Source organism: Sneathiella sp., from assembly GCF_047631475.1.
In the GTDB taxonomy this organism is placed as follows: Bacteria; Pseudomonadota; Alphaproteobacteria; order Sneathiellales; family Sneathiellaceae; genus Sneathiella.
Map to the genome: position 1 here is coordinate 13,663 of NZ_JBLHZT010000013.1, position 25,424 is coordinate 39,086.

A 25,424-nucleotide genomic window follows, 5' to 3' on the forward strand; every position below is an offset into this window, starting at 1 on the left:
CTATTCTGCCAAACCACAGACTGCGGTTACCTATTGAGGAGTTTATCAAGGGGTGCATCCCGTTTAAGACCCATCTGTTCCTGAAGCAGTGGAAGCGGTAGAACGTCGATCAGTCGCAAAGCCGGTAGATCACTTCACTGAAATTACGAGGGTGAGGCGTTTCTTTGTCTTCGAAACGGACCGGCTTTGCTTCTTATCGCTAAGGACGGACGATCGTCCAACCTTGTTCATTAAGTTCCATAAGTGTTACCACGCCAGCCGGTACAAGCTCAGCTACCTCCATTAAAGGGGGTTTCGCTCCTTCCTTTTTTGTCATTGCGGCCAGTGTATTACCGCAGGCATGAAATGCGACATTTGGCATGCTCTTGGCAAATGATTGCATTCTTTTGGCGACCGGCGACGTATCGGATCGCAACATATGCAGTCCTGCATTAAAGGCAACGATCTTGATTTCGACTTCCTCGCCCAATTCGCTGTAATGGCGGGAGACATTGGCCGCAACGTTTAATACCGTGTTCATTTTTTGTGGGTCTTTATCACTTATCTGTAGGGCCAATTGGTGTCTGCCCTCACCAGCATGTACGGCAGTTACACTAAACAAAAACATCATGAATAAGGTACCGAGTGATACCATTATTTTCTTCGTCATTGTCTTTCCTCCCTTTGATTTCAGAAATGTGTGAATTAGTCCTCTGTCTCTGGTGTGACATCCAGGCTTCTTGCGCGGCCCAGTATTCTAACATCTGCCTTGCAGTCTTTCATACACGGCGCCCGCTGCGTCACGGTCACTACATCCGGACGAGGGTCCGACATGAAATTTGCTTCGTTTGGCAGCCGGAATTCAGTGAAATTTTCATCAGACAAGGTTCCATCTTCGTCCATCAGGTCATTCAGATATAACAGATAGGCGACAAGTGAATAAGTTTCATCGACCGTGAGGGTTTGGGCTTCGCCAAAAGGCATGGCGCGCTGGATATAGTCGAACAATGTGGACAGATAGGGCCAGTAGGAACCAATTGTTTTAACCGGGTTGTTGGATTTTAATGTCCCTTGTCCTCCGGCAAGAACCGGCCAACGTCCGTTCCCCTCTCCAAATTCACCATGACAGGAGGCGCATTTTTCTGTGAAGACGCTTTCTCCGTCTGCGACAGTACCGCTTCCCTTGGGCAGGCCTTGGCCGTCCGGGCGAACATCAATATTCCAGATAGCGATTTCTTCAGGCAAAGCGGCGCGGCCGATGCCAAGTTTATCGGCACTAGCAGTGGTGCTTAGGCCTACGAACAGGACGCAAAGAGCAGAGAGCTTAGGAAATTTCAACATTTTCAGTCTCCCCGTTCTTCATGACATGCCAGGTTTGAATGCCGTTGTTATGATAAATGGAATTAAGTCCCCGAACTTGGCGGAGTTCTTTTTTAGTGGGTTGAATATAGCCTGTTTCATCGATTGCCCGAGACTGAATGAGCATAGGGTCTCCCTGCCACTGGAAAGGAAGGTAGAACCGCGTCAGACACTTATCTAGGACAGGGCCAGACAGTTCGGCAGTTCGCCAGTTCTTACCACCATCCAACGTCACATCGACACGCTTGATTTTACCGCGGCCGGACCAGGCAAGGCCGCTTAGCATGTTATGCCCCTTATGGAGCAAGGGTGCCTGCGGACTCGGGTTGGTAACGATGGATTTCGCATCCATGATCCAGGTAAATCGGCGGGATGATCCGTCTTCCATCAGGTCTGTATATTTGGATGTCTCTTCCCGTGTATGCCAAGGCTGGTCACCAACTTCAATTCTTCGTAGCCATTTGACCCACATGTTGCCTTCCCAGCCGGGCACGACAAGCCGTAGCGGATACCCCTGTTCCGGACGGAGGGCTTCGCCGTTCATTTTATAGGCAACAATGCAGTCCTCCAGTGCTTTTTCAAGAGGGACGGATCGGTTCATCCCTGCCGAGTCTGCACCTTCCGGCATCAGCCATTTTGCATTGGTTTTTACGCCAGCTTCTTCCAGGAGATATTTTAAAGGGACGCCCGTATATTGAACGCAATGAACCATTCCATGGGTGAACTGGCACCCGTTCAGTTGTGCGCCGCGCCATTCCATGCCGCTATTGGCGGCGCATTCTAAGAAGGCAAAGCGATTGACCCGCGGAAATCTTTTTAGATCTTCCATTGTGAAAATCAACGGGTTGTCAACCAAGCCATTGATCATCAGGCGATGCGCCGAGGGTTCAATATGGGCGACGCCGGAATGGTGCCGCTCAAAACACAGGCCATTTGGGGTAATGAAGCCGTCCAGTTCATGCAAGGGTGTAAAGCTGACTGAAGATTCCTGTGACGCTGTCAACCATTCAACATTACGACGCACGACATGCGCTTCATGTTCAGAGGGTACGCCATAAGGGTTTGTGACGACCGCATCGCCCAGATAGGTATTCCAGTCTTCAATCTTGATTTCTGGCGGTGACTTGGCAAGAACCGGCTTACCAGAGCTTGCTGCCAGAAGTGTGCCTCCTCCAAGAGCTGACAGACTTCCCTTCAGAAAACCGCGTCTTCCAGTTGACGGCATTACATTGTTCCCTTGCTGATTAAACACATTGCAATATTTGAATATATTAGCGTTGAAGTCGATCTCACGTCAATCATTGTCTGGTCAGCTTTTTCTCAGTTTTACTGCGTTATGTGGATTTACGGTGACGGTTTTTTGTTTAGAGATGTAATCGGAGACAACATCATAAATTGCGGGTCCCTGAACATCTTCATTCACACTTGCCCAGCCGGAAACGATATAGGGTTTGGAGGCGTCAATCTTCTCACCGGTTTTCAAGAGGGTCATATTGCTGATCCTGGATCCCATTTGGGCGTTGGGATTGATATGATATCCCATTCCACCAACGCGGACCATATCGCCGCCCTGCTGATAATAGGGGTCTTCGTTAAACAGATTGTCCGCAACGTCTTCGAGTATATTTTTCAGAGTTTCGCCCGTCATTTCGTTTCTATAGGCATTTGGATAGGTTATTGCGGTCATATTGTAGACATCGTCAACTGTAATCTCCTGACCGGGAAGAAGGCTTGCGCCCCACCGGAAACCCGGAGACAACGCAATCTCAGCGTCTCTTTCACTGAGTAAAGCATCGCAGATCAAATCGTCAAAAGTACCGTTCAGGTTTCCCCGTCGGTAAAGAAGGCTTTCGGTTGTACCAAGCACCTTGTTGATTTCCTGTTGATGTGGCTGCCGGATTTCCGTGACAAGTGCCGTCATAGCAGGATCTGGTTCGATCACATCTGATAAAACAGGGATTAGTTTGTAGCGATAATCTTTAACCTGACCGTCCCGAACGTCCAGATCAAGTCTCGATAGGAACTTTCCGTGGCTGCCAGAGGCGATCAAAAGCGTTCCATTTACGTCGATTGCAACAGGCAGTGCATCGTGAGTATGGCCGGTGAGAACAACATCAATTCCGCTCACGCGGGATACAAGTTTGCGGTCAACATCAAAACCGTTGTGAGACAGTAAGATGACAAGTTCCGCCCCTTGTGCACGCGCTTTATCCACATGAGCCTGAACTTCGTCCTCACGAATACCAAAACTCCAATCCGGAATTTTATAGCGTGGGTTTGCGATCGGTGTGTAAGGAAACGCTTGCCCGATGACCGCAATCTTGACACCGCCACGCTCAAAATAGGAAGTGGCTTCAAACGCCGGCTCGTCCCATTCGGTATCCCGGATATTTCCCGCCAGAAAATCAAAAGACAGTTCTTCCAACAGTTCGTTTACCCGCTCTTGCCCATAGGTAAATTCCCAATGGGCCGTCATCGCGTCAGTTTTAAGGGCATTCATGATTTTTACCATGTCCGCACCGCCTGTTTTTAAGGACGTGTACGATCCTTGCCAGGTGTCTCCGCCGTCTAGAAACAAGGTTTTTCCCGGCCGTTCCGCGCGAATATGGTTTAAAAGAGTTGATAGTCGATCTACCCCACCAACGCGTCCATAGTCCCGCGCCAAGGCGGTGAAATCACTACTGCTCAGGGAATACGCACTTGCCGTTCCTTTTTCAATGCCAAACTTTTCGAGAAACTCCTTCCCTGTAATATGAGGCGGTAGACCTGACATTTCCCCAACCCCCAAATTGATCGATGGTTCCCGGAAATAGATGGGTACCAGCTGGGCGTGGATATCGGTTATGTGGGTAATCGTTACATTCCCAACAGATTCAAAATTCAAGAGGTCATCCTGGGTCAGGGTTTGCCGGGCAGAGGCGCGGACAAAATCAGTCCCAAAACCCAAAAGTCCAACAGTTGCACAGGAAACCTGTAAAAAATCGCGGCGCGAAAACATATTAAAAAACCCACAAAATCAATAAAGGAGCGTCACTCTTTAGCGGATACCGTTAAAAAAAAGCCGCACCTCTTTCGAGAGTGCGGCCAAATGTTCGCTAGTTGCGAACAGCAGGTGCTTCTACCTTGAGGCCTTGGCCTCGATAGGCAATGTAGAGTTCAAGATTGACAAACTCATCTGAACCGACGGCATAGGGTGTCGCTCTGATATTCTTCATGCACCCTTTGAAACGTCTATGGGTTGAGCCCAGTTTTTGCCATTTTAGGCGATAGGTTGGAAAGCCGTTAGTCTGTCCTTGACTTAACAGGTCTGACCGGATTTGGTTACCGTAGTTGTCTTCGTGACAATTGGAGCAGGCCATGTCGAGTTGACCGACACGTGTGTAATACAGATCCTTGCCCTGTTCAAAGAACGGCTTCATTTTGCCATCGATTTCGACCTTCACAGGCTCACCGCGAGATTGCATGCGTGTATAGGCCGTCATGGCCAAAAGCTCTTCGGATTCCCATTTCCAGGCTTTGGCCTGCATCTGATCGGTTCGGCATTTGTTAATCTGCTGTTCCAGATTAATCGGTTTCCCAAGGTCGTCGTTCCATTTTGGGAAATGGGCACCCGCAGTCTTTAATGTTTCCGATGCATCTTCGTGACAGCTTTCGCAAGATTTACCCGCAGCTCCGTCAACGGTGCTCCAAAGTTCTTCCCCTTTTTCGACCCAGATGAATCCCGGATTTTCAAAATCATCATCCTGCAACGATTGGGTTTCCGGCGTACGATAATTGTAGCCGGAAATAATCTCGTCAAGCGGATGTCCCGCGGGCGGTTGCGCTATTTTTCCAGTTTCACTGCTATTGACGGATACGGCGAGCGTACCGAAAGCCACAAGGGCCAAGCTACTCACTGTCGCAATAATTTTTAGCCTCAGGCGCATCTACTTATCCTCCCTAATTAAGTATGCCGCAATTCAAACAAACAATGCGTGATCGCGAGCCTTTGCTGTTGTTCAACTGACTGTGATTTTCTGCTTTTTCTGATAAACGTCTCCGTTATCGTCCTGCCAGATGAATTCAAACTCGCCGGCTTCTTGCACCTTGGCGTTAAATTGCAGATATGGATTTGCCGAGACTGCCGGTTCCATGTCGCACCCGAAAATTTGTTCTCCGTTGAACTTACAAACAAATTTATTGATAATCTGCCGTGGAATTTTCTTCCCGGACTTGTCTTTTCTCTGCCCTGTTTCCATCTTGTGAGAGATGATGGTTTTAATCGTGATCACTTCCCCTTTGGTGGCGGATTTGGGGAGCTTGACGCGGGGTTTGGATTTAGCCATTTTTCGTTATCCTTCCAAAGAGTGATTTAGCCGCCGCAGCCGCCAATTGTCACTTTCACTGTTGTTGAGGCGCTGTGGAATGAGCCGTCACTCATCGCGGCGACAGCAATGATATTTTGCGTTTTTGCCAAACGCATTCGTGTCACCGCTTCAGCGACCCCACTTCTTGGTGAGAAATGAAATTTCGCGACCTCTGGGCTTGGATTTCCATCGGCAAGAATAAACACTGACTTTACGTAATTGTCTGCTGTCATCGGGCTATCTACGCTGATTCCGACCGGTACTGTGTTTCCGTTTTCCGCAATCTCGGGCATATCGATTGATACAAGGCCATCTTTTGGCTCAGCGCCTCCGGTGAAATCCATAACCGCCTTTTTCGCGTCAGCGTCACTTGCGAATGCTGAAAAGGGGATGGAAATACTTGAAATCGCCAACAGTCCTGCGCTGGCTCCGAGCATTTGACGACGAGATAGGTCCATCATCTTTTTATGTCTCCAATAAAAACTCTTTAATTTTTGGTTTGATTATTGCGTTTTTAAGAAAGCAATAATGTCTTCAATCTGTTGGGCAGATAAAATGGTTTTGTCTTTGAACTTTTTAGAAACGCGGTTCAAACCATCGGTACGATAGAAAGCAGGCATAATGGTGCCGTCGAATACTTTCTTGGAATTTACCAGGATTAGCCGAAGTTGGCCGTCATTGTAGCGTTGCGATACGCCGTCCAGTGCTGGCCCCACTTCACCATGAAAGGGTTGGTTGGCCAAGGATGTGACGGCGTGGCAGGCCAGACAATTTCCCTGTTTCCGGTTAATTACGGCTTTTCGCCCTTTGTCTGGATCACCGGCTTCCATCGTTAAGGGATTTGGTATGGCGTCCTCAACAATTGTGTATTTCACACTTTCCGCCGCCAGAGGTTGCCCCATGATCGTGCTTGTGGCCATAGCGATTGCGAGAACTGCCGTTCCCAGCAGTGTCGGGTTTTTCATACTTTCCTCCCCAGTATGTACCTTACATTTTTCAACTGATAGTCAGTTGTTTGTGACTGGCACAAAGCTTCCCTGTGCTTGTGAATATGTCGTCTTTTTTGAAATCTGCGACACTTTGTCACACCCACGCTAATGCAGTTTAGGAAATATATCAATTCATAAAATGCATTTTTTGAATATGTTAATCGGTGAGGCTTTGAAGATAGGTCTTGAAGTCTTTATTTTTATAGGCTTCCTCAGCCACATATTTAAACATCAATAGGAAATGATCTGGTCTCATATAGCCTGGCAAACGGGCCACTTCGCGTTTTTGCGGGGGCGAGTCAGCCAACGCGTCGATGGTTTTTGGGAAAAATTGGAATGTTGGTGTAAAGCGTACGCCATATTTTCTGGCCAGATCTTTTTCCGACAGTTCTTCGCCATCAAAGTCGGTAACTCGTTTTGAGCCGATAATATTGAGTTGCAAGACTTCAAAATTACCGATTATGAAGTTTCGGATCTTTTCATCCGCGAAATTTACCAGGTGTGTCTCTTCGCAATAAGGGCATCCCTTCAGCTCCCACATGATAGCCAGATGTTTGTTCTTTTCCGCCGCCTCTGAAACGTCATCGGTCAATTCCAGAAAGCTTTCAAGAAACCAGGGCTGGTAGTGCAGGCCGTCTTCGGTCAACTCAACCTTATTTTCCGCAGCGCTTATCATGCGCGGTAGAGATGCCCCTAAAGCACCTGCCAAAGAGATCTGTGTCGAGCGCAGAACCATCTGTCTTCTTGTCATTTCCCTGTTTGACATTTTGGACTCCCTCCGCGATATTTATATTCATTAATTCATATGTTTCTATGTTCTGCAAGGGGAATTTGATGCGTGGCCCTGTGAGCCTATTTCTCGTTTTTGTGTTCATTGGTTTCTGCCTTGTCGCGAGCCCTGCGCAGGCAGACCCGACAGATTTACATCATGAAATTTATGAAACAAATGCATCCTACAAGCACGCCAAAAACTATTTACGCACTGGAAATCTTGCTTTTGCCAGCTTGGAATTGGACAAGGCAAAGGACCGTTGGGATGAAGTTTTAAAAACCTATCGGGAAAACCCGCCGGCCCCATATGTGGCTGAAGAACCGTGGTTCAAGGCTTTGGATGAGATTGGGAATATCTTTGATACTGCGACAAAGCTTGTTGCCAAGGGAGAAATTGACAAAGCCCGGCGGGTTCTACCGCATGTTCGCACAGAGCTTCACCAGTTGCGCCAGCATTATCAGGTGACCCTGTTTGAAGATGTTTATTTACAAACGACCGATGCGATGAACATGGTTTGGTCATTTTACAAGAAACAAGAAGACTTCCATGATGTCGAAAAAAGAAGCGCCCTTTTGCAACAGTCCTTACAGCTGGAAGACGCCTTGCGAAAAAGCCATGCAATTGCGGATGACGGGTTAAAAGAAAACGTTATCTACCAACGGTTAATGGGCACTGCCCTGATATCGGCCCCGGCGATGAGCCAATCGGTTCGAGATGGCAATTATTCAGGATTTGTAAATTACCTCCGAGAATTAAAATCTCTGGAGCGTATGATTTATTTGAATTTCGGTTAGCTCACCCAGTATTGCCCAGCCAGGGGAACCATTCTAGTAACCCGTATCCCAATACCGACATGTTTCCCGTAATTAGTAGAATGCCGGTTGCCACCAACAGGATACCAACGGCTATTTCAACCTTGCGAAGGTGCCTGCGGAACTTTTGCATGAAGGCGATAAAGGGATTTACGAAGATGGCGGCCAGGATAAAAGGGATTCCAATTCCCAATGAGTAGGAGGCTAGTAAATAGGTTCCCTGATGAATACTGTCCTCCGTACTGGCGACCATAAGAATTGTTGCCAATACCGGGCCAACGCAGGGGGTCCAGCCAAAAGCAAAGGCAAGACCGACGATAAAGCTGCCCAGAATTCCGACTGGCTTATTATTTGTCTGAAAACGCGCTTCCCGATAAAGAAATGGGATTTTCAATATCCCGGAGATATGGAACCCAAGGACGATGATAATCGCACCCGCGACTTTTTCAAGGATGCTGAAATAGTCAGAAATGAATTGTCCGAAGGTTGACGCCGTGGCGCCAAGGGCGACAAAGATGACAGTGAAGCCGGCGACAAAGGACAGGGTACGGTAGAAACTACGCTTTCTGATTTCTTTTTTATCGGAAGAATGCGCCAGTTCTTCGAAACCAACCCCCGCCAGATAACACAGGTAGGGCGGCACCAAAGGAAGGACACAAGGCGACAAGAAAGAAAGCACGCCTGCAATGAACGCACCTGATACTGTTAGATCAAACATTAGCGGCTTCCCGACTTGACTAAAACATTCAAATTTTTATATATATAAAACACGCTATGTGTTTGAGTAAATCTAAATTTTAAAAGACTAATTAGATGAATATCAGTCTGGTCACAGGCGCCGTCATTGGGATTTTCCTGTTTTTTGGTATGCAGATCAATCCATTATCGGCTGCAGAATTGCTCATGTTCAGAGAGCGGGGATGTTATTGGTGCGAAAAATGGGATGAAGAGATCGGCCCGATTTATCCTAAAACCAGTGAAGGGAAAATGGCGCCCCTGAAACAGCGTGATATTCAGGGCCCCATTGAAGAATTCATCACACATAATGGCATGGTTCATTACACCCCCACCTTTGTTCTGGTGGAAGGTGGGCGGGAAATTGGCAGAATTACAGGATATCCCGGAGAAGATAATTTCTGGTGGATGCTTGAAGAGTTGGTAAAAAATTTAAAACCAAACAAAGCTGGAACAAAGGGGTAGGGGATGAAAAAATCATTTATCGGCGCAAAATTTCTTGGGTTGGTTTCTGTACTGTGGGTCGGCGCAGCGTCGTCCGCTTTTGCACAAAGTGAGGAAGCCTTGGTGTCCCATAAAGTTATGGCGCCTGAGATAGCCATGGAGCTTGCGCAAGCCACGCTTGAGGCATGTCGAAATGCAGATTTCCAGGTTGGCGTTGCCGTTGTCGATCGATTTGGCATCTTGCAGGCCTTTGTCAGAGACCGCTATGCGGGGGTACATACACCCGATACTGCGAGACAAAAAGCGTGGACTGCGGTAAGCTTTCGAACAGATACTGCCGCGTTGGAAGAGTTGGTGAAGTCGGGCGAATTGACTCAGAATATTACTCAGATAAAAAATGCCATGATGGTTGGCGGCGGCGTTCAGGTTCTGGCCGCGGGTTCTTTGGTCGGGGCGGTTGGGGTGTCTGGTGCACCAGGTGGGGATGCAGATGACGACTGCGCCCGTAAAGGGATCGAGACGATACAAGATAAACTAGAATTTTAATTTCCAAGGACCGGTGGAGCACAGGTTTAATAATGATGGCACTAAAGAACATGATTGATTTGGATGAAATGTTGGATTTCCCAGATGAAATGGTGGATAACGCGTCGCTTGCATGTACAACTCTCAAGGCAATGGCGCATGAAAGCCGCCTTCTGATCCTGTGTCTTCTGGCTAATGGAGAAAAGTCTGTTATTGAACTTGAAAAGCGACTTTCCATGCGCCAGCCAGCGGTTTCTCAACAGTTGGCCAGATTACGGGCTGATGATTTGGTTCATGCCCGACGAGAGGGAAAAACGATCTATTATTCCATTGCGAATAGTGAAGTTCAGGCCATTATAAAACTACTCTACGCCCTTTATTGTGCGCCGGATGAAGCGGACTAACCTTTTTACTGGCCAGGATGATTGTGTTGGATATCCCTATCAGTACATTAATGGCAATTGCCGGTTTTTTGATCGGTGGAATAGCGGGTTATACCGCTCGCATGAATCAGTTTTGTACCTTTGGTGCGATTGAAGATGCGCGATTGAGTGGTGAATGGCGTCGAATGCGCCTTTGGGTGTTTACGATTGCCATTGCAATCATTGGAACGACACTTCTCTTTTACTTCCAGCTTATTGACCTGAAGCAATCCATGCATTGGCGAGCGGACTTGATTTGGGTGTCCCTCATTGTCGGCGGGCTGTGTTTCGGCTTCGGGATGGCTCAGGTGGGAACTTGTCCGTATGGTGCGTTGGTTCGCTTGGGAACAGGGGACCTAAGATCTCTTGTGACACTCCTGGTGATCGGCGTTACTGGATATATGACAATGCGCGGACTGATGGCCGGTGCGCGAGTCGCCATTGAAAATGTTGGCCTTCAGTCTGACGCCGCGGGGTCTTTGAGTATACCGGCTCTTCTGGGGTTTAACTCAATGGTTTCATATTTGGTGATTGGCTTGCTTATCGCAGGCGGGCTGCTTGTCTGGTGCTTTAAAGGGGTTGATTTCAGGCGTTCGGTAAAATCCCAGATGGCAGGCTTGGTGATTGGTTTATGTGTTGTGTCAGGCTGGTTTGTCACAGGTAATATTGGTCAGGATGAATTTGATCCTCAGCGGCTTGTCTCGCTTAGTTTTATCTCGGCAACGGCCGACGGATTGATGTATTTGATGACATTTTCCGGCTCAACAATCAACTTCGCTATTGGAAGTGTGGGGGGCGTTGTGCTGGGCTCACTTATCGGCTCGATGCAAAGGCGCCAGTTCAAACTTGAGGCCTTCGACGATAGCCGTGAAATGCGTCGTCATCTTATTGGTGGGGCGCTAATGGGGATTGGCGGGATCATGGCAATGGGCTGCACGGTTGGTCAGGGGATTAGCGGTGTTTCAACGCTGTCGCTTGGATCTTTGATTGCCTTTGCGTCCATCTTCGTCGGGGCGGTTTTAGGCCTGCACTATCTTCTTGAAGACAATTTAAAGGATACCATGTCCGCTTTTTTCAGATCTTACTAAGCCACCTGTTTTGCTATCCGTTGGGCGGTTGGCCTTTCTTCTTTTACGAAACAGCCCTTTACCGGTGCGAATGCCTGTATAGATGCTTTGAACAATTGTTTGAGCTGGATCTCTGTCCGCGGCAAATGAACTTAAACCCACCATCCATCTATCACTTTATTTACCTCCGGCCTTATTAAGACTAACGGCTTGGCTGCTTTCAGAGTTCTTTACTTGCTGAATGAATTGGGTGTAGGTTTTTAGCTGTATTCATTTTTGAATAAGTGGGGCGCAATGGATTGGCAGTCAGACTTGGCAAACCGGTTTCCGGAGCATCTGGAAGAAGTGTTTGAAGCAATGGCAGATGCGGTTTGGGTCTGTAATGCAGAGCCAAGATTGCTTTGGATTAATTCGGCTTGTGAAAAGTTAAACGGTATCCGCCGCGAAGATGTGTGCGGCAAAACGGTCCATGAGCTACTCCTCAGTGGTAATTATGATAAGGATGTGACCAGCCGGGTTTTGCGGGAGAAAAAGCCTGTTGTTATTAATCAGCATGTGAAAAGTGGTCGGTCATTGCTTGTCACCGGGGTTCCAATTTTCGATGAACAAGGTGCGGTGCGGTTCGTGGTGGGGAACGAGCGGGACCTGTCCGAGTTGAACCAGCTTCGTCAGGAACTGGAGAAAGAACAGCAGCGATCGGATCGAATAGAGCAGGAGCTTTTAACGCTGAATATGCGCGATAAGAGCCTTGAAAATATCGTCGCGGTCAGTGACGTCATGGAGAAATCGCTTTATCTTGCCTTAAAAGTCGCGGCTTATGATACGACCGTGCTGATTGCGGGCCCTTCTGGTTCTGGTAAGAGTATGATTGCGCGCTTGATCCACGAAGCATCCCCGCGCCGAAATAATCAGTTCCTACACCTTAATTGCGGGGCAATTCCTCATAATCTTGTCGAGGCAGAACTTTTTGGCTATGAGCAAGGCGCCTTCACAGGCGCGTCCAAAGGGGGGAAAGCCGGGCTAATCGAAGCGGCAAACGGGGGAACTCTTTTTCTGGACGAGATCGACGCGTTTCCCATGGATATGCAGGTCAAGTTGCTGACATTCCTTGATAGTCAGGGTTTTATCCGGGTGGGCGGCACCAAAATTCATCAAGTGGATGTGCGTCTGATTTCGGCGACCAATAAGGATTTGCGGAAAATGGTGGATGAGGGCCTTTTTCGCGAAGACCTGTATTTCCGGTTGAATATTGTGCCCCTGGAGATTCCGCCTTTACAAAGACGGATGGCGGATCTACCGGCATTGATCGGGTTGACCCTTAAGAAGTTAGGTCAAAAGCATAATAAAGACTTTTCCATTACACCTGAATTTGTCGAAATCCTGTCAAAATATTCATTCCCCGGCAATGTCAGGGAGCTGGAGAATATCCTGGAGAGAGCCTGTGTTCTTTCAACTTCTGAAATGTTGAGTATCACTGATTTACCAGCAGATATCAGAGATCAGCGGGGCTCTGACGTTGCGCTAGGAACAGGGTCTTTGAAAGCAGCACTGGAACAGGTTGAAGCAGAGCTGCTCAGGCAGGCGCTCGGCAAATATGATACGCAAAAATCTCTGGCAGTGGCATTGGGTGTTAGCCAGCCGACCGTTGCCAGGCTATTGCGCAAGCATGATTTAAAAGCGGGTTGTGATTTTGGTTAGTTGGTCGCCAATTCTTTATTCAATATTGAATAATTTGGGCCTTAAAATTCACTATTGAATAGTGGTTTTGATGTGCTACCGATTTAAACCTTATATAACATGTTGATTTATATAGTATTATTGAATTTTCCAGAGGTTGGCACGTTGATTGCGTACTGAAGAGTGTGAAGTCTGCCAGGGGGTAGGCGGCAATTGCCTGGGAGGGTAAAGTGAAACTTATCAAGAAAATTGCAGTTGCAGTGGCAACTGTAGCGATCGGTGTCAGCGCGTTGACCGCCGCTGTCCCTGTTCAAGCCAAAACCAATTCCGTAACCTATGCAATGTATGGCGATATAAAGGACTGGGATCCTTCGGAAGCCTTTTCTCTAGAAGTTATGATGTTGGTGAACGTGTATGAGCCGCTTCTTTGGTACAATCCTCCGGGGAGCGAACAACAGTTTACACCCGCTTTGGCCGAAAGCTGGAAAGTCAGTGAAGATGGTTTGACCTGGACCTTCAATTTACGGCAGGGCGTCAAATTCCATGATGGCGAGCCGCTGACCGCGGAAGCTGCAAAATCTTCAATTGAACGGACCCGCAAATTGAAGAAAGGGGCCTATTATATTTGGGGCGCCGTTTCTTCAATCGAAGCGCCTGAAACCCATACGTTGGTGATCAAAACAAAAGAACCTGCACCCATTGACCTAATTGCGTCCAGTCAGTATGGCGCTTACATCTATTCGCCCAAGGCCGCTGAAAAAGGTGCAGAATGGTTTAATCAAGGGAATGCTGCGGGTACAGGCCCCTATACTGTCCGGCAATGGAAAGCAGGACAGCAGATCGTTTTGGATAAAAATCCTGACTACTGGGGCGGTTTTGATGAAAGCAACTTTGAACGGATTTATTTAAAAGTTGTGACCGAGAATGCGACTCAGGTGCAGATGCTGAAAGCCGGTGAAGCTGATTTTATTTCGCTCGTGCCTGCGGATCAGGTGGATAGTCTCAATAATGAGCCCGGCATTACCGCAAAAGGCGTTCCCAGTTGGAAAAATTCCCAGTTTCTGATCAATACGCAAAAAGCCCCAACCGATAATAAAAAGTTCCGTCAGGCTCTAACGATGCTGTGGGATTATGACAAAGTTGTAAAAGAAATTTATGCCGGTTATGCCGAACCCGGAAAGGGTGTCGTGCCTGCCACCATGTGGGGCCATAATTCAAACATTAAAACCCCGGTATTTGATGTAGAGAAGGCCAAGAAACTTGTCGACGAATCTGGTGTGCCTGCCGATCAGCGAAAAGTCACGATGGCCTATATTGGTACATCGGAAGAGTATAAAAATTCAGCCCTACTGTTTCAGGCAAATGCTGCTAAAGCCGGTATTGAGGTTGAGCTGAAACCCGGTAAATGGGGCGCAATCTGGAAAAATGCGAAAGATCTGCGGACAGCGCCGAATCTTCAGTCCATGACATGGTGGCCGACATATCCCACCCCGAATGACTGGATGATTGGCTTGTTTAGAACAGAAGAAAAAGCATTGTTCAATTTGTCTCATTATGCAAATTCCGCTTATGACAAGCTTGTCGATGAAGGCGCGGCACTTGAAGGTTCTGATCGGGACGCCGCGGTTGCAAAATATGCCAAGGCGCAGAAGCTGCTGATGGAGGATGCAACAGCAATCTTTTATGCCGATATCAAAGGCCGTGTTGCTTACCGCAGTAACATTGTCGGTTTGCAAAGTAATCCTGCATATGCTGGGATTTTCTTTCATCGTCTCAAACGGGCAGCCCAGTAACCCGCTGACATTTACTGTTTAAAGAAGGAAATAGGCGATGCTGGTTTATACGGGGAAACGAATATTGACAATGGTCGGGATCCTGCTCGGTGTGTTGTTGGTGACGTTTGTGTTAAGCCGTATTTTGCCAGGATCGCCTATTGAAATGATGCTGGGTCATCGGCCAACGCTCGAACAGATTGAGGCCGCGCGGCTTCAAATGGGGTTGGACCGCCCAATTATAGAGCAGTTCTGGCTTTATCTGGTGAACGCGTTTCAAGGCGATCTGGGAACATCGTTGCGTACTGGCCGGCCGGTCTTGACCGATGTGCTTGAACGTTTCGCGGCAACGTTTGAACTCGTCACCCTGGCAATTTTATTGGTTGTTGCATTAGGCATTCCCCTCGGAACGATTTGCGCACTGCGTCAGGACAAACTGGTGGATCATTCCGCGCGAGGCTTTTCCGTTTTGGGCGTGGCGCTCCCCGTGTTTTTAAGTGGGATGATCCTACAGATGCTTTTCTACGGCTATTTGGGCTGGCTACCATTGCAGGGTCGGATTGAGAGTGATGTTTTACTGGATTTTGAATTCCCGGTCGTCACGGGCTTTTATCTTATCGACAGCCTTCTGGATAAAAATCCGGTGGCATTTTTTTCAGCCTTGGAACATTTGGTGCTTCCGGTTTTGACAATTGCCATTGCGTCTCTTGCCGTAGTGACCCGGATCACTCGCAATATGATGATTGAAGCTTTGCGTCAGGAATTTATTCTGACTCAAAGGGCCTACGGACTATCTAATTGGATTATCAATTTCCGGTATGCCATGAGAGCCGCCCTCATTCCAATGCTGACGGTTATTGGTCTGGCCTACGGATATATGCTGGGCGGTGCTGTTGTCGTGGAGTTTGTTTTTGATTGGCCTGGGCTTGGTGCCTACGTGGTCGGCGCAATCACCGAAAATGACTACCCGGCAGTTATGGCAGTCACCCTGTGTTTTGCCGGCGTTTATCTGACTGTAAATCTAATTATCGACCTGCTTTATTTCCTCGTCGATCCGCGCTTGCAGAAGGCATGAATATGGAAAAATCAGTGCAAGCTGTCATGAAACCAAGAAGTGCAATCTTTGCACGTTTTCAAGAAATTATGGGCCGGAATGTCTTGTTTCTAGCGGGATCGGTAACGTTCTTTGTTATTCTGGTCGCAGCTGTTTTTGCGCCCGTTATCGCAACACATGACCCATCTCATATTAACTTTGCGGATAAACTTGACGCCCCGGGGATGGCGCACTGGTTTGGCACGGATGAGCTGGGAAGGGACCTTTTCAGCCGTATTTTATACGGTGCGCGGGTCAGCCTTTTGGTCGGCATTGTGGTTACGGGGCTGGCGGTATTGATCGGAGTGCCCGTTGGATTGGCTGCCGGATATCTGGGGGGTCGGGCTGGATATCTGATCATGAGGGTGAGTGATGTTTTTATCGCGTTCCCGCCCCTCTTATTACCAATTGCCATTACGGCTGCCTTGGGGCAAGGGTTGTTTGAAGCGATGATCGCGTTGGCAATTTCCTGGTTCCCCTGGTATGCGCGGATCGTTGAAGCGGCTGTGTTGTCTATCAGACAGGAAAATTATGTTCGTTCAGCACGGGCTTTTGGGTTTTCGCATTTGCGCATCATGGTAAAGCATATCCTGCCCAATTGCTGGACCCCGGTGATCGTTCAGGCGTCCATGGATTTTGGATATACAATATTAGCGGCTGCGTCTTTAAGCTTCATTGGAATTGGCGCAAAACCCCCGATGATTGAATGGGGGCTGATGGTGGCCATGTCTCGTGGGAAATTTCTTGATTACTGGTGGACAGCAGGTATCCCGGGGCTGGCAATTGTCCTGACCGTTCTGTCCGTCAATTTAATTGGCGACGGTGTCCGTGACATGTTGGATCCGAAGGAAAACAAGCAATGAGCGGGTCGGTATTGAATATCAGGGACTTTTCACTGTCGTTGAATTCGCGGCGCGGACCGTTACCTATTTTGCGGAACCTGTCGTTGCAGATTGAACCGGGCAGAATTATGGGACTGGTTGGAGAGTCAGGTTCCGGAAAATCCATGACCGCGCTTGCCGCTATGGGGTTGCAGCCTTCCAATACGCAATTGTCCGGTACGATTGCGCTGTGTGGTCAGGAGATCGTCGATCGGTCTCAAAAAGAGATCAAGAAGGTGTGCCGCAATACGGTAACAATGATTTTCCAGCAACCAATGAAAGCAATGAGTCCGTATCATACGATCGGAAAACAGCTGACAGATGCGCTGGTCGCCCATACAGGGCAAAAACCCAAGGACGTAAGGCCGCGGATAATGGCGGCTTTGCACGATGTGCAGTTGCCGGATCCGGCATTTGTTTTTGATAAATATCCCCACGAAATGTCTGGCGGGCAGTTGCAGCGTGCAATGATTGCAATGGCGATGGCTGTTGATCCAAAACTGCTGATTGCAGACGAGCCGACAACAGCGCTTGATGTGACCGTGCAGGCCCAAATTCTGCGTCTTATTCGCGAGCTTGTGGATAAGAAAGGTCTTGGTGTGCTTTTTATTACTCACGATCTGGGAGTGGTCTCCGATATTTGTGATGATGTTTCCGTTATGTATGCGGGCAAGATTGTGGAGCAAGGGGCGACACAGGATGTTCTGTCTCGTCCAAAACATCCATATAGCTCGGCACTTCTGCGGGCCGCGCCCAAGTTGTTTGATCAGGAAACTCTGGAACAGATCCCGGGGCGGGTGCCAGCATTGAATGAATTGCCGGTAGGCTGCGCCTTCGCGCCGCGCTGTCTTCACGCTACGGCTGACTGCAACGCTGTTGATCCAGAGCTGAAAAACGGTGTCGCCTGTTTTAACCCTGCTTCCCAATTGTCTGGTGAAGAGATTGGAGCCGCGTCATGACGTGTCTTCTCAAGGTTGGAAATCTTCGAAAAACCTATCCAACACAGCATGGGACAGTGACGGCACTGGCCGATGTTTCATTCGAAATTATGGCTGGTAAAAGTCTCGCTCTTGTCGGCGAGTCAGGATGCGGGAAATCGACAGTGGCGATGTCTTTGCTTCGCCTGATCCCCTTTGATAGTGGGGATGTGATGTTTGAAGGACATGATCTGTCCAGTCTTTCTGGAAATGCCATGCGACTGCTTCGCGAGAAGTTGGGCATTGTTTTTCAGGATCCCTATAGTTCGCTCAACCCGAAACATCGTGTGGGAAAGATTATCGGTGAAGCGCTGGAGGTGTTTAAATCCCTGAAAGGTCGCAAACTTGAGGAGCGCGTCGCCAAATTGATGACCGAAGTTGGCCTTGATCCCGCTCATATCGATCGATATCCGCATGAATTCTCGGGCGGGCAACGGCAAAGAATTGCAATTGCACGGGCACTGGCAGTCGAGCCTAAATTGTTGATTCTGGATGAACCCACCTCGGCATTGGATGTTTCTGTTCAGGCTCAAACATTGAACCTTCTGCGCGATTTAAAGACCAGTCATGGTATCAGCTATCTGTTTATTACCCATAACCTGGCGACTGTTGATTATCTTGCGGACGATGTCGCTGTTATGTATCTGGGCCGGATTGCCGAATGCGGACCGGTAGATCAGGTTTTCCGAAATCCCCATCATCCGTATACGAAACTGTTGCTGGACAGTCTTCCGGGGCAAACACGTCCGGCTGCCCCATCGGTGTATAAACCAGACGGGGAAATACCCAGTCCTTTCGATATTCCGAACGGATGTTCCTTTCAAAACCGCTGTTCACGCGCGAACGAGACCTGTCGATCGGTAGAGCCTGAATTGCAAGAGTTCCAAAACACACGAAAAGTGGCCTGTTTTAATCCAACGGGTTTATCCGATATTCTGGCGGAGAAGTTATGATGAGAAGTTTCGCAATTGCTGGTTTACAGCTGAATCTAGAGACCGCTGATAATATCGATCTGATATCCCGTAAAATAGACAGCGTGATGCGGCGGTTCCCATGGGTTCAAATGGTTATCATCGGTGAGCTCGCGGGCTTTGGCCCCCGTCCTTCCACGGCAGAAACAATGCCGGGGCCGACTGAAAATCACTTTGGTTCAATTGCCAAGAAACATAAGATCTGGCTCCTCCCGGGCTCTTTATATGAACAGAGCGACGGAAAAGTATATAATACAACGCCGGTTCTAAACCCCGAAGGGGAAGTGGTGACCCGGCACCGGAAACTCTATCCCTTTTTACCCTATGAGCAGGGTATCGAATATGGGGAACAGATTACGGTTTTTGATATTCCGGACGTTGGCCGTTTTGGTGTGTCGATTTGTTATGACATGTGGTTCCCTGAAACAACGCGCGCGATGGTTAGTGCCGGGGCGGAGGTTATACTGCATCCGACTATGACCAACACCAGCGACCGTGAGGTTGAAACCGTTATTGCCCGGGCGAGTGCTGTTCAAAATCAATGTTATTTCGTCGATATTAATTCTGTTGGAGAAATTGGATATGGCCGTTCTTCTGTCATCGGGCCGCAGGGTGAAGTGATATATCAGGCTGGCTGCGGCGAGGAGATCGTGACAGCGGAGCTCGATCTGGAACAGGTGCGACGGGTAAGGGAACGTGGCATCATGGGACTGGGGCAAACCTTGAAAAGCTTTCGGGATGCACCGATAAAGTATGTCGTTTATGAAAATGGATTGCACGGGCGAGAGGGTTTGTCGAAGCTGGGCACTCTTGAAGTCCCGGGCCGAATTTAGATCAAAAACCCGTGTTACTAGGCCGCGTGAATAACCCAAAAAAGACGGGCGGCCTATTTTCAATTGCCTGATCGGAGACCGGCCCTGTCTGGCATCATCAAACGCGAAATTTCTGCGGATATTTCGGCGCCCTTATCCTCATGCTCGATCCCTTTTGAAAAATGAACGGGATCCATAATCTTCCAATTTGTTTGCGGAAGCGCAAATAACCGTTTTTTGATTGCCGCTAAGGTCTGCCCATCAAGATCTGAGTTTGCTGACCATGCCTGATGCAGGAATGGGGAACAGCAGGCACCAGATCAGAGTTTGATGATTGGACGCTTTGGGATGATCAAGTTTGCATTAGGTATTCGTCAGTTTCTTGCCGGTTTTGCCGTCCTCTGGACCTGTTTTCTATTAAACAGTTTACCGGTTCAGGCGGCAGAAACTATTCGGGATGTCATTGAAAATACACCGGTCGCTTCTTTCTATCCAGAAGCAGACGAGTGGGAGAGCCTTGGAAATGGCCAACCCATTTATGTGGCGAAAAAACAAAATAAATCAATTGGTTACGCATTTCTAAACACTGATTTTGTTGGCGCAGTAGGATATTCGGGAAAACCGATTGTCGTCTTGATCGCCTTGGATACCGACGGCTCCATCGTCAATGCGAAGCTGGTCCATCATGCAGAACCAATTATTCTGTCGGGCATTCCTGAACAGAAAATCATTGATTTTATCGAAGGCTATAAAGGCACCGACATTTTAACGGTGGCCCGCGAAAAAGGCGGCGAGCCGCCTCCGGTTGATATCGTCTCTGGTGCAACGGTAACGGTCATGGTGATCGATGACAGCATCAAGCGGGCGTCGGTTCGGGTGGCCAAGTTATTAGGGCTGGCCGGCCTGAAACCAGATGATCCAACAACCCGAGTTCAGAGAAGTCTTATACTGAAGGATGAGACTGTCTATGACTGGGATACGCTGGTTGGAAATGGTGCGGTTCGTCGTTTGCACCTTAGTCTGGGCGATATTAACAAAGCCTTTGAAGAGCAGGGAAATCCGAAAGCCATTGCGAAACCGGAAAAAGGCGACCCACAAGAGACCTATATTGATCTTTATGTCGCGTCCCTTGCCATACCCGAAGTTGCCCGTAGCCTGTTGGGCGATAATGAATATCGCAACTACCAGAAGCGGTTAAAAGAAGGTCAAAGTGCGTTTCTTGTTATGGGGCTGGGGCAGTATTCATTTCGCGGTTCCGGATATGTTCGCGGCGGCATTTTTGATCGCTTTCAAGTGGTTCAGGATGGTGAAACCGTTCGCTTCATAGACCGGTTTTATAAAAATATCGGCCGCGTCGAGGCGGATAATGCGCCGGACTTGAAAGAGGTCGGGTTATTCTACACACCACCCGATACTGTTTTTGAACCCGCCGACCCGTGGCAGTTACAGCTTCTTGTTCAACGAGCCATTGGTGCGCTGGAAAAAGTCTTTATCGCGTTTGATGTGTCGTATCAGCTACCGGATGCCTACGTTAAGGTCGAGGCACCTACTGTCGTCGCACAGCCAGCTGTTTCTGTTCGCAGCCGTGAAGAGGTTGAAGCCGCGAATGCGCTTTGGCAGCGGATTTGGATGCAAAAACTCCCCGAAATCGGAATTTTGGTCGGGGCAATTGCCTTGTTGACGATTGTGTTCTTTGTTCAAAATCAGATTGTTCGCCGGACGATCTTGACCGACCGGTTCAGAATAGCCTTTTTGCTGTTCACATTGTTCTGGATTGGGTTTTATGCACAGGCCCAACTGTCTGTCGTCAATGTTCTTGTCTTCGCCAATGCCTTGTTGACAGATTTCCAGTGGCAGTTTTTCCTGATGGAGCCACTTATCTTTATTCTCTGGTGCTCTGTCGCTGTGTCACTTCTGTTCTGGGGCCGCGGGGCATTCTGTGGATGGTTATGCCCTTTTGGTGCATTGCAGGAGCTTTTGAACAAGGTCGCCCGCCGGATTGGGATCAAGCAGATTACGGTTCCCTGGTGGTTGCATGAGCGGCTGTGGCCGATCAAGTATCTTGCGTTTTTAGGGCTTCTTGGCATTTCAGTTTATTCCTTGCATTTGGCCGAAACGCTTTCCGAAATTGAACCTTTCAGAACCTCAATTGTGCTCAGATTTATGCGCGGATGGCCCTACTTGCTGTTTGTTTTTTCCTTGCTCGCAGCAGGCCTGTTCATCGAGCGGTTTTATTGTCGGTACCTTTGCCCGTTGGGGGCGGCCTTGGCCATCCCTGGAAAACTGGCCATGTTCAACTGGCTGAAACGCTACCGCAACTGCGGCGACCCCTGTCAGAAATGTGCACAGGATTGCATGGTTCAGGCGATCGATCCGCAAGGCAACATTAATCCGAATGAGTGTTTGTACTGTTTGAATTGTCAGCAGCTTTACTACGACAAAGACGTTTGTCCGGTTGTTATTCACGCGCTTGCAAAAGCCCGTAAATCAGAGCCCAAGGCTGACGCTACCGCCGCTGATAAAGACTCAGAGTATCGCAGACCAAGGCGACTCAATCAGCCACGGTCTTATGAGTAATTTTTTTCCAAGTCTTGTTTCTTGTTAGGAGAACGAAAATGAAAGATGAATCAGAAAGAATGGCAGACGTATCCCGGCGTTCCTTGCTGGGCGGATCAGCTGCAATCGCAGGGGTCGGAGCCTTGGGAGGGGCCGCTTTATTGTCGTCTCCTCGTACCGCGCAGGCCTCCTCCGGGAATGCCGCAGTCGCCCCGGGTGATCTGGATGAATATTACGGCTTCTGGAGCGGCGGACAGTCTGGCGAAGTCCGGATTATGGGGGTTCCCTCCATGCGTGAGCTGATGAGAATTCCCGTGTTCAACCGGTGTAGTGCAACCGGCTGGGGCCAGACCGATGAAAGTGTTAAAATTCTGACCGAACACATGCTTCCAAAAGAAAAAGAGTTTTGGAAGGATAAAGGCGGATTCCCAATGAACGGGGACACCCACCATCCTCATATGTCGTTTACGGACGGTAAATATGACGGTCGTTATATTTGGGTAAATGATAAAGCAAATACCCGGGTAGCTCGGATCCGTTGCGATATCATGAAAGTTGATAAGATCATTTCGATCCCAAATGCGGCCGATATCCACGGTATGCGGCCTCAGAAATTTCCAAAAACCAAGTATGTTTTCGCAAACGGAGAACATCGCGTACCGCTGCCTAACGATGGCAGCGTTCTGGATGATCCGTCAAAATATCACGCCGTATTCTCTGCTGTTGACGGCGAGAAAATGGAAGTTGCGTGGCAAGTTATTGTTAGCGGTAATCTGGATAATGTCGAAGCCGATTATCAGGGTAAATACGCTATTGCCAGCTGCTACAACTCTGAAGAAGGCGTGACATTGGCCGAGATGACGTCAAACGAGCAGGATTGGGCTGTCGTCTTTGACATTGAAGCGATTGAGGCCGGCGTTGCAGCTGGTGACTTCAAAACCTATGAAGAAAATGTTCCGGTTTTGGATGGTCGCAAAGGGTCAAAATACACCCGTTACATTCCGATTTCAAACAGCCCGCATGGTGTGAACGCGTCACCAGACGGTAAGTATATGATGGTCAACGGAAAGCTGTCTCCAACAGTTTCCGTCATCGAAATGGCAAAACTACCAGACGTTTTCAAAGACAAGATCAAACCACGGGATGCTATCGTCGCTGAGCCAGAACTTGGCCTGGGTCCATTGCATACTGCGTTTGATGGTCGGGGCAATGCTTATACAACGCTCTTCCTGGACAGTCAGATCTGTAAATGGAATGTTGAAAAAGCTGTCCAGAAATATGCCGGTAAGGATGTTGATCCGATTTTGGAAAAACTGGATGTTCAGTATCAGCCGGGTCATAACCATACGTCCATGGGTGAAACCAGTGAGGCTGATGGTAAGTGGCTGGTCTCATTGAATAAGTTCTCCAAAGATCGGTATATTAATGTAGGACCATTGAAACCAGAAAATGACCAGTTGATCGATATTTCTGGTGACAAGATGAAAATTGTTCATGACGGACCGACCTTTGCCGAGCCTCATGACTGTATTCTCGTTCACCGTTCGGTCGTTAATCCGCGTCAGGTCTATGATCGGGAAGATCCGATGTTTGATGAAATCAAGGCCCGGGCCAAAGCAGATGGCGTGGAAGATCTTGAAGATGCGGATCAGGTCATTCGCGATGGGAACAAAGTTCGCGTCTATATGTTCTCTGCAGCACCCGCTTTCTCACTTGAGAAATTTACGGTGAAACAGGGCGATGAAGTGACAATTGTTGTTACGAATATCGATGATGTGGATGATTTGACCCATGGTCTGACCATTTCCAACTATGGCGTTGCTATGGAGGTTGGGCCGCAGCAAACGGCTTCTGTTACCTTTACAGCAGATTATCCCGGCGTTCATTGGTTCTATTGCCAATGGTTCTGTCACGCATTGCATATGGAAATGCGGGGCCGGATGCTGGTGGAGCCAAAGTAAGATGAAAAATCGTCTTGAGCATAAATCTGGACGATGTTGGGTTGCGGCAACCATTGGGGTTGCCGCGCTCCTTCTTCCCTGTCTTACCAGTGCAAAAGAAATTACCGTGAAGGGATCTCTTCAAACGGCAATTGCACAAGCTGATGCCGGGGATGTGCTTGCCTTGCAGGATCAAGTTTATATTGGTCCATTGATTATCGATAAATCGATTACCCTTCAGGGTCAGACAGGATCCGTAATTCAGGGAAATGGCGTTGGTTCCGTGATTACTGTCCGCGCAACGGATGTAACACTGAAAAACCTGACGATTACAGGATCGGGGTTGTCACTCGAAAATCAGGATAGTGGGATCTTCCTGGACAACACGGCAACGGGGGCTCTTGTTGAACGTAACGAAGTGATCAACAACCTTATTGGGGTTTATGTGTCCGGCGCGAAGAATAGCCTGGTTCGGCACAATCATATTGCTGGCCGAAAAGATCTCAGAATGAACGAACGTGGTAATGGGGTTCAGATCTGGAACGCTCCTGGTACGGTGATCGAAAAGAACCTCATTGAATATGGTCGGGATGGTATTTTCGTGACCACCAGCTCCAAAAATACCTTTACCGGTAATCGGATGCAAAATCTTAGATTTGCCATCCATTACATGTACACAAACCGAAGTGAAGTATCCGACAATATTTCTGTTGGAAATCAAATTGGCTATGCCCTGATGTCTTCCAATAAGCTGGTTGTGCGGAACAATCTCTCCCAACAGGATCGCGATAGAGGCTTTTTGCTCAACTATGTCAATCGACTTGAAATGAGCGAGAACACAGTCCGTGGCGGTTCTGAAAAATGTATCTTTATCTATAATTCTCATCGAAATAACATAAACCGAAACCGGCTTTCTGATTGCCTGATCGGCTTGCATTTTACCGCGGGTTCACAGAAGAACAAAATTTCCGAAAATGCGTTCATCAACAATCAGACACAGGTCAAATATGTTGGCACACGGTGGCTGGAATGGTCCGTAAAGGGTGTGGGTAATTACTGGTCAGATCATGTTGCATTTGACTTGGATAAGAATGGGATCGCTGATGCCATTTACCGCCCCAATGATTTGACCGATCAGGTTATCTGGAAATACCCATCCGCCCGACTTTTGATGAACAGCCCGGCTGTTCAGGTTCTCAAATATGCACAAGGCCAGTTTCCGGCCTTGCATCCCGGTGGGGTTGTCGACAGCGCTCCCCTGATGCAGGAGCCCAAGGGCTTGTCAAGGAAGTGAA

Annotated in this window: 25 protein-coding genes; 15 read left to right on the forward strand and 10 right to left on the reverse strand. The window is 48.5% G+C overall.

From position 1 onward, the window contains the following. Window positions 1-199 precede the first annotated feature (199 nt). The 9 genes from ACJAYR_RS07415 to ACJAYR_RS07455 all read right to left on the reverse strand — a co-directional run bounded on the left by ACJAYR_RS07415 (window position 200) and on the right by ACJAYR_RS07455 (window position 7,439). The gene (locus ACJAYR_RS07415) at window positions 200-610 is read right to left on the reverse strand and encodes a hypothetical protein (protein WP_415236067.1); all 411 of its coding nucleotides are present in this window, start codon (window positions 608-610) and stop codon (window positions 200-202) included. A gap of 74 nt (window positions 611-684) precedes the next feature. Further along, complete coding sequence (locus ACJAYR_RS07420) at window positions 685-1,320, reverse strand: c-type cytochrome (protein ID WP_415236006.1); 636 nt, start codon at window positions 1,318-1,320, stop codon at window positions 685-687. Continuing rightward, a complete protein-coding gene (soxC, locus tag ACJAYR_RS07425) occupies window positions 1,304-2,563 on the reverse strand; it encodes a sulfite dehydrogenase (RefSeq protein WP_415236007.1) in 1,260 nt (419 codons plus the stop codon). The genes ACJAYR_RS07420 and soxC overlap by 17 nt, the downstream gene beginning before the upstream one ends. 84 nt (window positions 2,564-2,647) lie before the next feature. Next, a complete protein-coding gene (gene soxB, locus ACJAYR_RS07430) occupies window positions 2,648-4,336 on the reverse strand; it encodes a thiosulfohydrolase SoxB (protein WP_415236008.1) in 1,689 nt (562 codons plus the stop codon). Between the two features lie 97 nt (window positions 4,337-4,433). Then, window positions 4,434-5,264, reverse strand: a complete 831-nt coding sequence (gene soxA / locus ACJAYR_RS07435) for a sulfur oxidation c-type cytochrome SoxA (RefSeq protein WP_415236009.1) — start codon at window positions 5,262-5,264, stop codon at window positions 4,434-4,436. A 72-nt stretch (window positions 5,265-5,336) separates the two neighbouring features. Further along, entirely contained in the window at window positions 5,337-5,663 is a 327-nt protein-coding gene (gene soxZ, locus ACJAYR_RS07440) for a thiosulfate oxidation carrier complex protein SoxZ (protein ID WP_415236010.1), read from the reverse strand. A 26-nt stretch (window positions 5,664-5,689) separates the two neighbouring features. Beyond that, window positions 5,690-6,145, reverse strand: a complete 456-nt coding sequence (soxY, locus tag ACJAYR_RS07445; protein ID WP_415236011.1) for a thiosulfate oxidation carrier protein SoxY — start codon at window positions 6,143-6,145, stop codon at window positions 5,690-5,692. A 42-nt stretch (window positions 6,146-6,187) separates the two neighbouring features. Next, window positions 6,188-6,649 (reverse strand): sulfur oxidation c-type cytochrome SoxX, encoded by a 462-nt coding sequence (gene soxX, locus ACJAYR_RS07450; protein WP_415236012.1) that lies wholly within the window; start codon window positions 6,647-6,649, stop codon window positions 6,188-6,190. A 181-nt stretch (window positions 6,650-6,830) separates the two neighbouring features. Next, window positions 6,831-7,439: a SoxW family protein gene (locus ACJAYR_RS07455; protein WP_415236013.1), complete on the reverse strand. Its 609-nt coding sequence runs from the start codon at window positions 7,437-7,439 to the stop codon at window positions 6,831-6,833. Between the two features lie 68 nt (window positions 7,440-7,507). On the opposite strand from ACJAYR_RS07455, the gene ACJAYR_RS07460 reads away from it, so the two are divergent. Continuing rightward, window positions 7,508-8,239 carry a hypothetical protein gene (locus tag ACJAYR_RS07460; RefSeq protein ID WP_415236014.1) on the forward strand — a complete coding sequence of 244 codons (732 nt, stop codon included), beginning with the start codon at window positions 7,508-7,510 and terminating at the stop codon, window positions 8,237-8,239. Window position 8,240: 1 nt separating this feature from the next. Here ACJAYR_RS07460 and ACJAYR_RS07465 read toward each other — a convergent pair whose 3' ends face one another. Further along, window positions 8,241-8,975, reverse strand: a complete 735-nt coding sequence (locus ACJAYR_RS07465; RefSeq protein ID WP_415236015.1) for a cytochrome c biogenesis CcdA family protein — start codon at window positions 8,973-8,975, stop codon at window positions 8,241-8,243. A 95-nt stretch (window positions 8,976-9,070) separates the two neighbouring features. Here ACJAYR_RS07465 and ACJAYR_RS07470 point away from each other — a divergent pair, with 95 nt between their 5' ends. The 14 genes from ACJAYR_RS07470 (at window position 9,071) to ACJAYR_RS07535 (ending at window position 25,423) form a co-directional block, all read left to right on the forward strand. After that, the gene (locus tag ACJAYR_RS07470) at window positions 9,071-9,457 is read left to right on the forward strand and encodes a hypothetical protein (protein ID WP_415236016.1); all 387 of its coding nucleotides are present in this window, start codon (window positions 9,071-9,073) and stop codon (window positions 9,455-9,457) included. A 3-nt stretch (window positions 9,458-9,460) separates the two neighbouring features. Further along, the gene (locus ACJAYR_RS07475) at window positions 9,461-9,982 is read left to right on the forward strand and encodes a GlcG/HbpS family heme-binding protein (protein WP_415236017.1); all 522 of its coding nucleotides are present in this window, start codon (window positions 9,461-9,463) and stop codon (window positions 9,980-9,982) included. Between the two features lie 32 nt (window positions 9,983-10,014). After that, window positions 10,015-10,365 (forward strand): ArsR/SmtB family transcription factor, encoded by a 351-nt coding sequence (locus ACJAYR_RS07480; protein WP_415236018.1) that lies wholly within the window; start codon window positions 10,015-10,017, stop codon window positions 10,363-10,365. Window positions 10,366-10,391: 26 nt separating this feature from the next. Then, window positions 10,392-11,471: a YeeE/YedE family protein gene (locus ACJAYR_RS07485; RefSeq protein ID WP_415236019.1), complete on the forward strand. Its 1,080-nt coding sequence runs from the start codon at window positions 10,392-10,394 to the stop codon at window positions 11,469-11,471. Between the two features lie 273 nt (window positions 11,472-11,744). Next, a complete protein-coding gene (locus ACJAYR_RS07490) occupies window positions 11,745-13,148 on the forward strand; it encodes a sigma-54 interaction domain-containing protein (protein ID WP_415236020.1) in 1,404 nt (467 codons plus the stop codon). Between the two features lie 209 nt (window positions 13,149-13,357). Continuing rightward, window positions 13,358-14,920: an ABC transporter substrate-binding protein gene (locus ACJAYR_RS07495; RefSeq protein ID WP_415236021.1), complete on the forward strand. Its 1,563-nt coding sequence runs from the start codon at window positions 13,358-13,360 to the stop codon at window positions 14,918-14,920. 37 nt (window positions 14,921-14,957) lie between these two features. Next, on the forward strand, window positions 14,958-15,974 hold the full coding sequence (locus ACJAYR_RS07500) for an ABC transporter permease (RefSeq protein WP_415236022.1): 1,017 nt from the start codon (window positions 14,958-14,960) through the stop codon (window positions 15,972-15,974). A gap of 2 nt (window positions 15,975-15,976) precedes the next feature. Beyond that, window positions 15,977-16,855, forward strand: a complete 879-nt coding sequence (locus ACJAYR_RS07505) for an ABC transporter permease (protein WP_415236023.1) — start codon at window positions 15,977-15,979, stop codon at window positions 16,853-16,855. After that, the gene (locus ACJAYR_RS07510; RefSeq protein ID WP_415236024.1) at window positions 16,852-17,832 is read left to right on the forward strand and encodes an ABC transporter ATP-binding protein; all 981 of its coding nucleotides are present in this window, start codon (window positions 16,852-16,854) and stop codon (window positions 17,830-17,832) included. The genes ACJAYR_RS07505 and ACJAYR_RS07510 overlap by 4 nt, the downstream gene beginning before the upstream one ends. Next, the gene (locus tag ACJAYR_RS07515) at window positions 17,829-18,803 is read left to right on the forward strand and encodes an ABC transporter ATP-binding protein (RefSeq protein ID WP_415236025.1); all 975 of its coding nucleotides are present in this window, start codon (window positions 17,829-17,831) and stop codon (window positions 18,801-18,803) included. The genes ACJAYR_RS07510 and ACJAYR_RS07515 overlap by 4 nt, the downstream gene beginning before the upstream one ends. Beyond that, on the forward strand, window positions 18,800-19,654 hold the full coding sequence (locus ACJAYR_RS07520; RefSeq protein ID WP_415236026.1) for a carbon-nitrogen hydrolase family protein: 855 nt from the start codon (window positions 18,800-18,802) through the stop codon (window positions 19,652-19,654). The genes ACJAYR_RS07515 and ACJAYR_RS07520 overlap by 4 nt, the downstream gene beginning before the upstream one ends. Window positions 19,655-19,981: 327 nt before the next feature. Then, on the forward strand, window positions 19,982-22,210 hold the full coding sequence (locus ACJAYR_RS07525) for a 4Fe-4S binding protein (protein ID WP_415236027.1): 2,229 nt from the start codon (window positions 19,982-19,984) through the stop codon (window positions 22,208-22,210). Between the two features lie 38 nt (window positions 22,211-22,248). Next, window positions 22,249-24,150, forward strand: coding sequence for a TAT-dependent nitrous-oxide reductase (gene nosZ, locus ACJAYR_RS07530; protein ID WP_415236028.1), 1,902 nt, complete (start codon window positions 22,249-22,251; stop codon window positions 24,148-24,150). 1 nt (window position 24,151) lies between these two features. After that, window positions 24,152-25,423 carry a nitrous oxide reductase family maturation protein NosD gene (locus ACJAYR_RS07535; protein WP_415236029.1) on the forward strand — a complete coding sequence of 424 codons (1,272 nt, stop codon included), beginning with the start codon at window positions 24,152-24,154 and terminating at the stop codon, window positions 25,421-25,423. Window position 25,424: the final 1 nt, after the last annotated feature.

Coding starts and splice junctions, on each gene's coding strand:
- soxB (WP_415236008.1), bottom strand. CDS start 4,336: ATGTTTTCGCGCCGCGATTTTTTACAGGTTTCCTGTGCAACTGTTGGA.
- soxC (WP_415236007.1), bottom strand. CDS start 2,563: ATGCCGTCAACTGGAAGACGCGGTTTTCTGAAGGGAAGTCTGTCAGCT.
- ACJAYR_RS07475 (WP_415236017.1), top strand. CDS start 9,461: ATGAAAAAATCATTTATCGGCGCAAAATTTCTTGGGTTGGTTTCTGTA.
- ACJAYR_RS07505 (WP_415236023.1), top strand. CDS start 15,977: ATGGAAAAATCAGTGCAAGCTGTCATGAAACCAAGAAGTGCAATCTTT.
- ACJAYR_RS07460 (WP_415236014.1), top strand. CDS start 7,508: ATGCGTGGCCCTGTGAGCCTATTTCTCGTTTTTGTGTTCATTGGTTTC.
- soxX (WP_415236012.1), bottom strand. CDS start 6,649: ATGAAAAACCCGACACTGCTGGGAACGGCAGTTCTCGCAATCGCTATG.
- ACJAYR_RS07470 (WP_415236016.1), top strand. CDS start 9,071: ATGAATATCAGTCTGGTCACAGGCGCCGTCATTGGGATTTTCCTGTTT.
- ACJAYR_RS07420 (WP_415236006.1), bottom strand. CDS start 1,320: ATGTTGAAATTTCCTAAGCTCTCTGCTCTTTGCGTCCTGTTCGTAGGC.
- ACJAYR_RS07525 (WP_415236027.1), top strand. CDS start 19,982: ATGATCAAGTTTGCATTAGGTATTCGTCAGTTTCTTGCCGGTTTTGCC.
- ACJAYR_RS07465 (WP_415236015.1), bottom strand. CDS start 8,975: ATGTTTGATCTAACAGTATCAGGTGCGTTCATTGCAGGCGTGCTTTCT.
- nosZ (WP_415236028.1), top strand. CDS start 22,249: ATGAAAGATGAATCAGAAAGAATGGCAGACGTATCCCGGCGTTCCTTG.
- ACJAYR_RS07510 (WP_415236024.1), top strand. CDS start 16,852: ATGAGCGGGTCGGTATTGAATATCAGGGACTTTTCACTGTCGTTGAAT.
- ACJAYR_RS07500 (WP_415236022.1), top strand. CDS start 14,958: ATGCTGGTTTATACGGGGAAACGAATATTGACAATGGTCGGGATCCTG.
- soxY (WP_415236011.1), bottom strand. CDS start 6,145: ATGATGGACCTATCTCGTCGTCAAATGCTCGGAGCCAGCGCAGGACTG.
- ACJAYR_RS07520 (WP_415236026.1), top strand. CDS start 18,800: ATGATGAGAAGTTTCGCAATTGCTGGTTTACAGCTGAATCTAGAGACC.
- ACJAYR_RS07490 (WP_415236020.1), top strand. CDS start 11,745: ATGGATTGGCAGTCAGACTTGGCAAACCGGTTTCCGGAGCATCTGGAA.
- ACJAYR_RS07480 (WP_415236018.1), top strand. CDS start 10,015: ATGATGGCACTAAAGAACATGATTGATTTGGATGAAATGTTGGATTTC.
- ACJAYR_RS07515 (WP_415236025.1), top strand. CDS start 17,829: ATGACGTGTCTTCTCAAGGTTGGAAATCTTCGAAAAACCTATCCAACA.
- ACJAYR_RS07415 (WP_415236067.1), bottom strand. CDS start 610: ATGATGTTTTTGTTTAGTGTAACTGCCGTACATGCTGGTGAGGGCAGA.
- ACJAYR_RS07535 (WP_415236029.1), top strand. CDS start 24,152: ATGAAAAATCGTCTTGAGCATAAATCTGGACGATGTTGGGTTGCGGCA.
- ACJAYR_RS07455 (WP_415236013.1), bottom strand. CDS start 7,439: ATGTCAAACAGGGAAATGACAAGAAGACAGATGGTTCTGCGCTCGACA.
- soxZ (WP_415236010.1), bottom strand. CDS start 5,663: ATGGCTAAATCCAAACCCCGCGTCAAGCTCCCCAAATCCGCCACCAAA.
- soxA (WP_415236009.1), bottom strand. CDS start 5,264: ATGCGCCTGAGGCTAAAAATTATTGCGACAGTGAGTAGCTTGGCCCTT.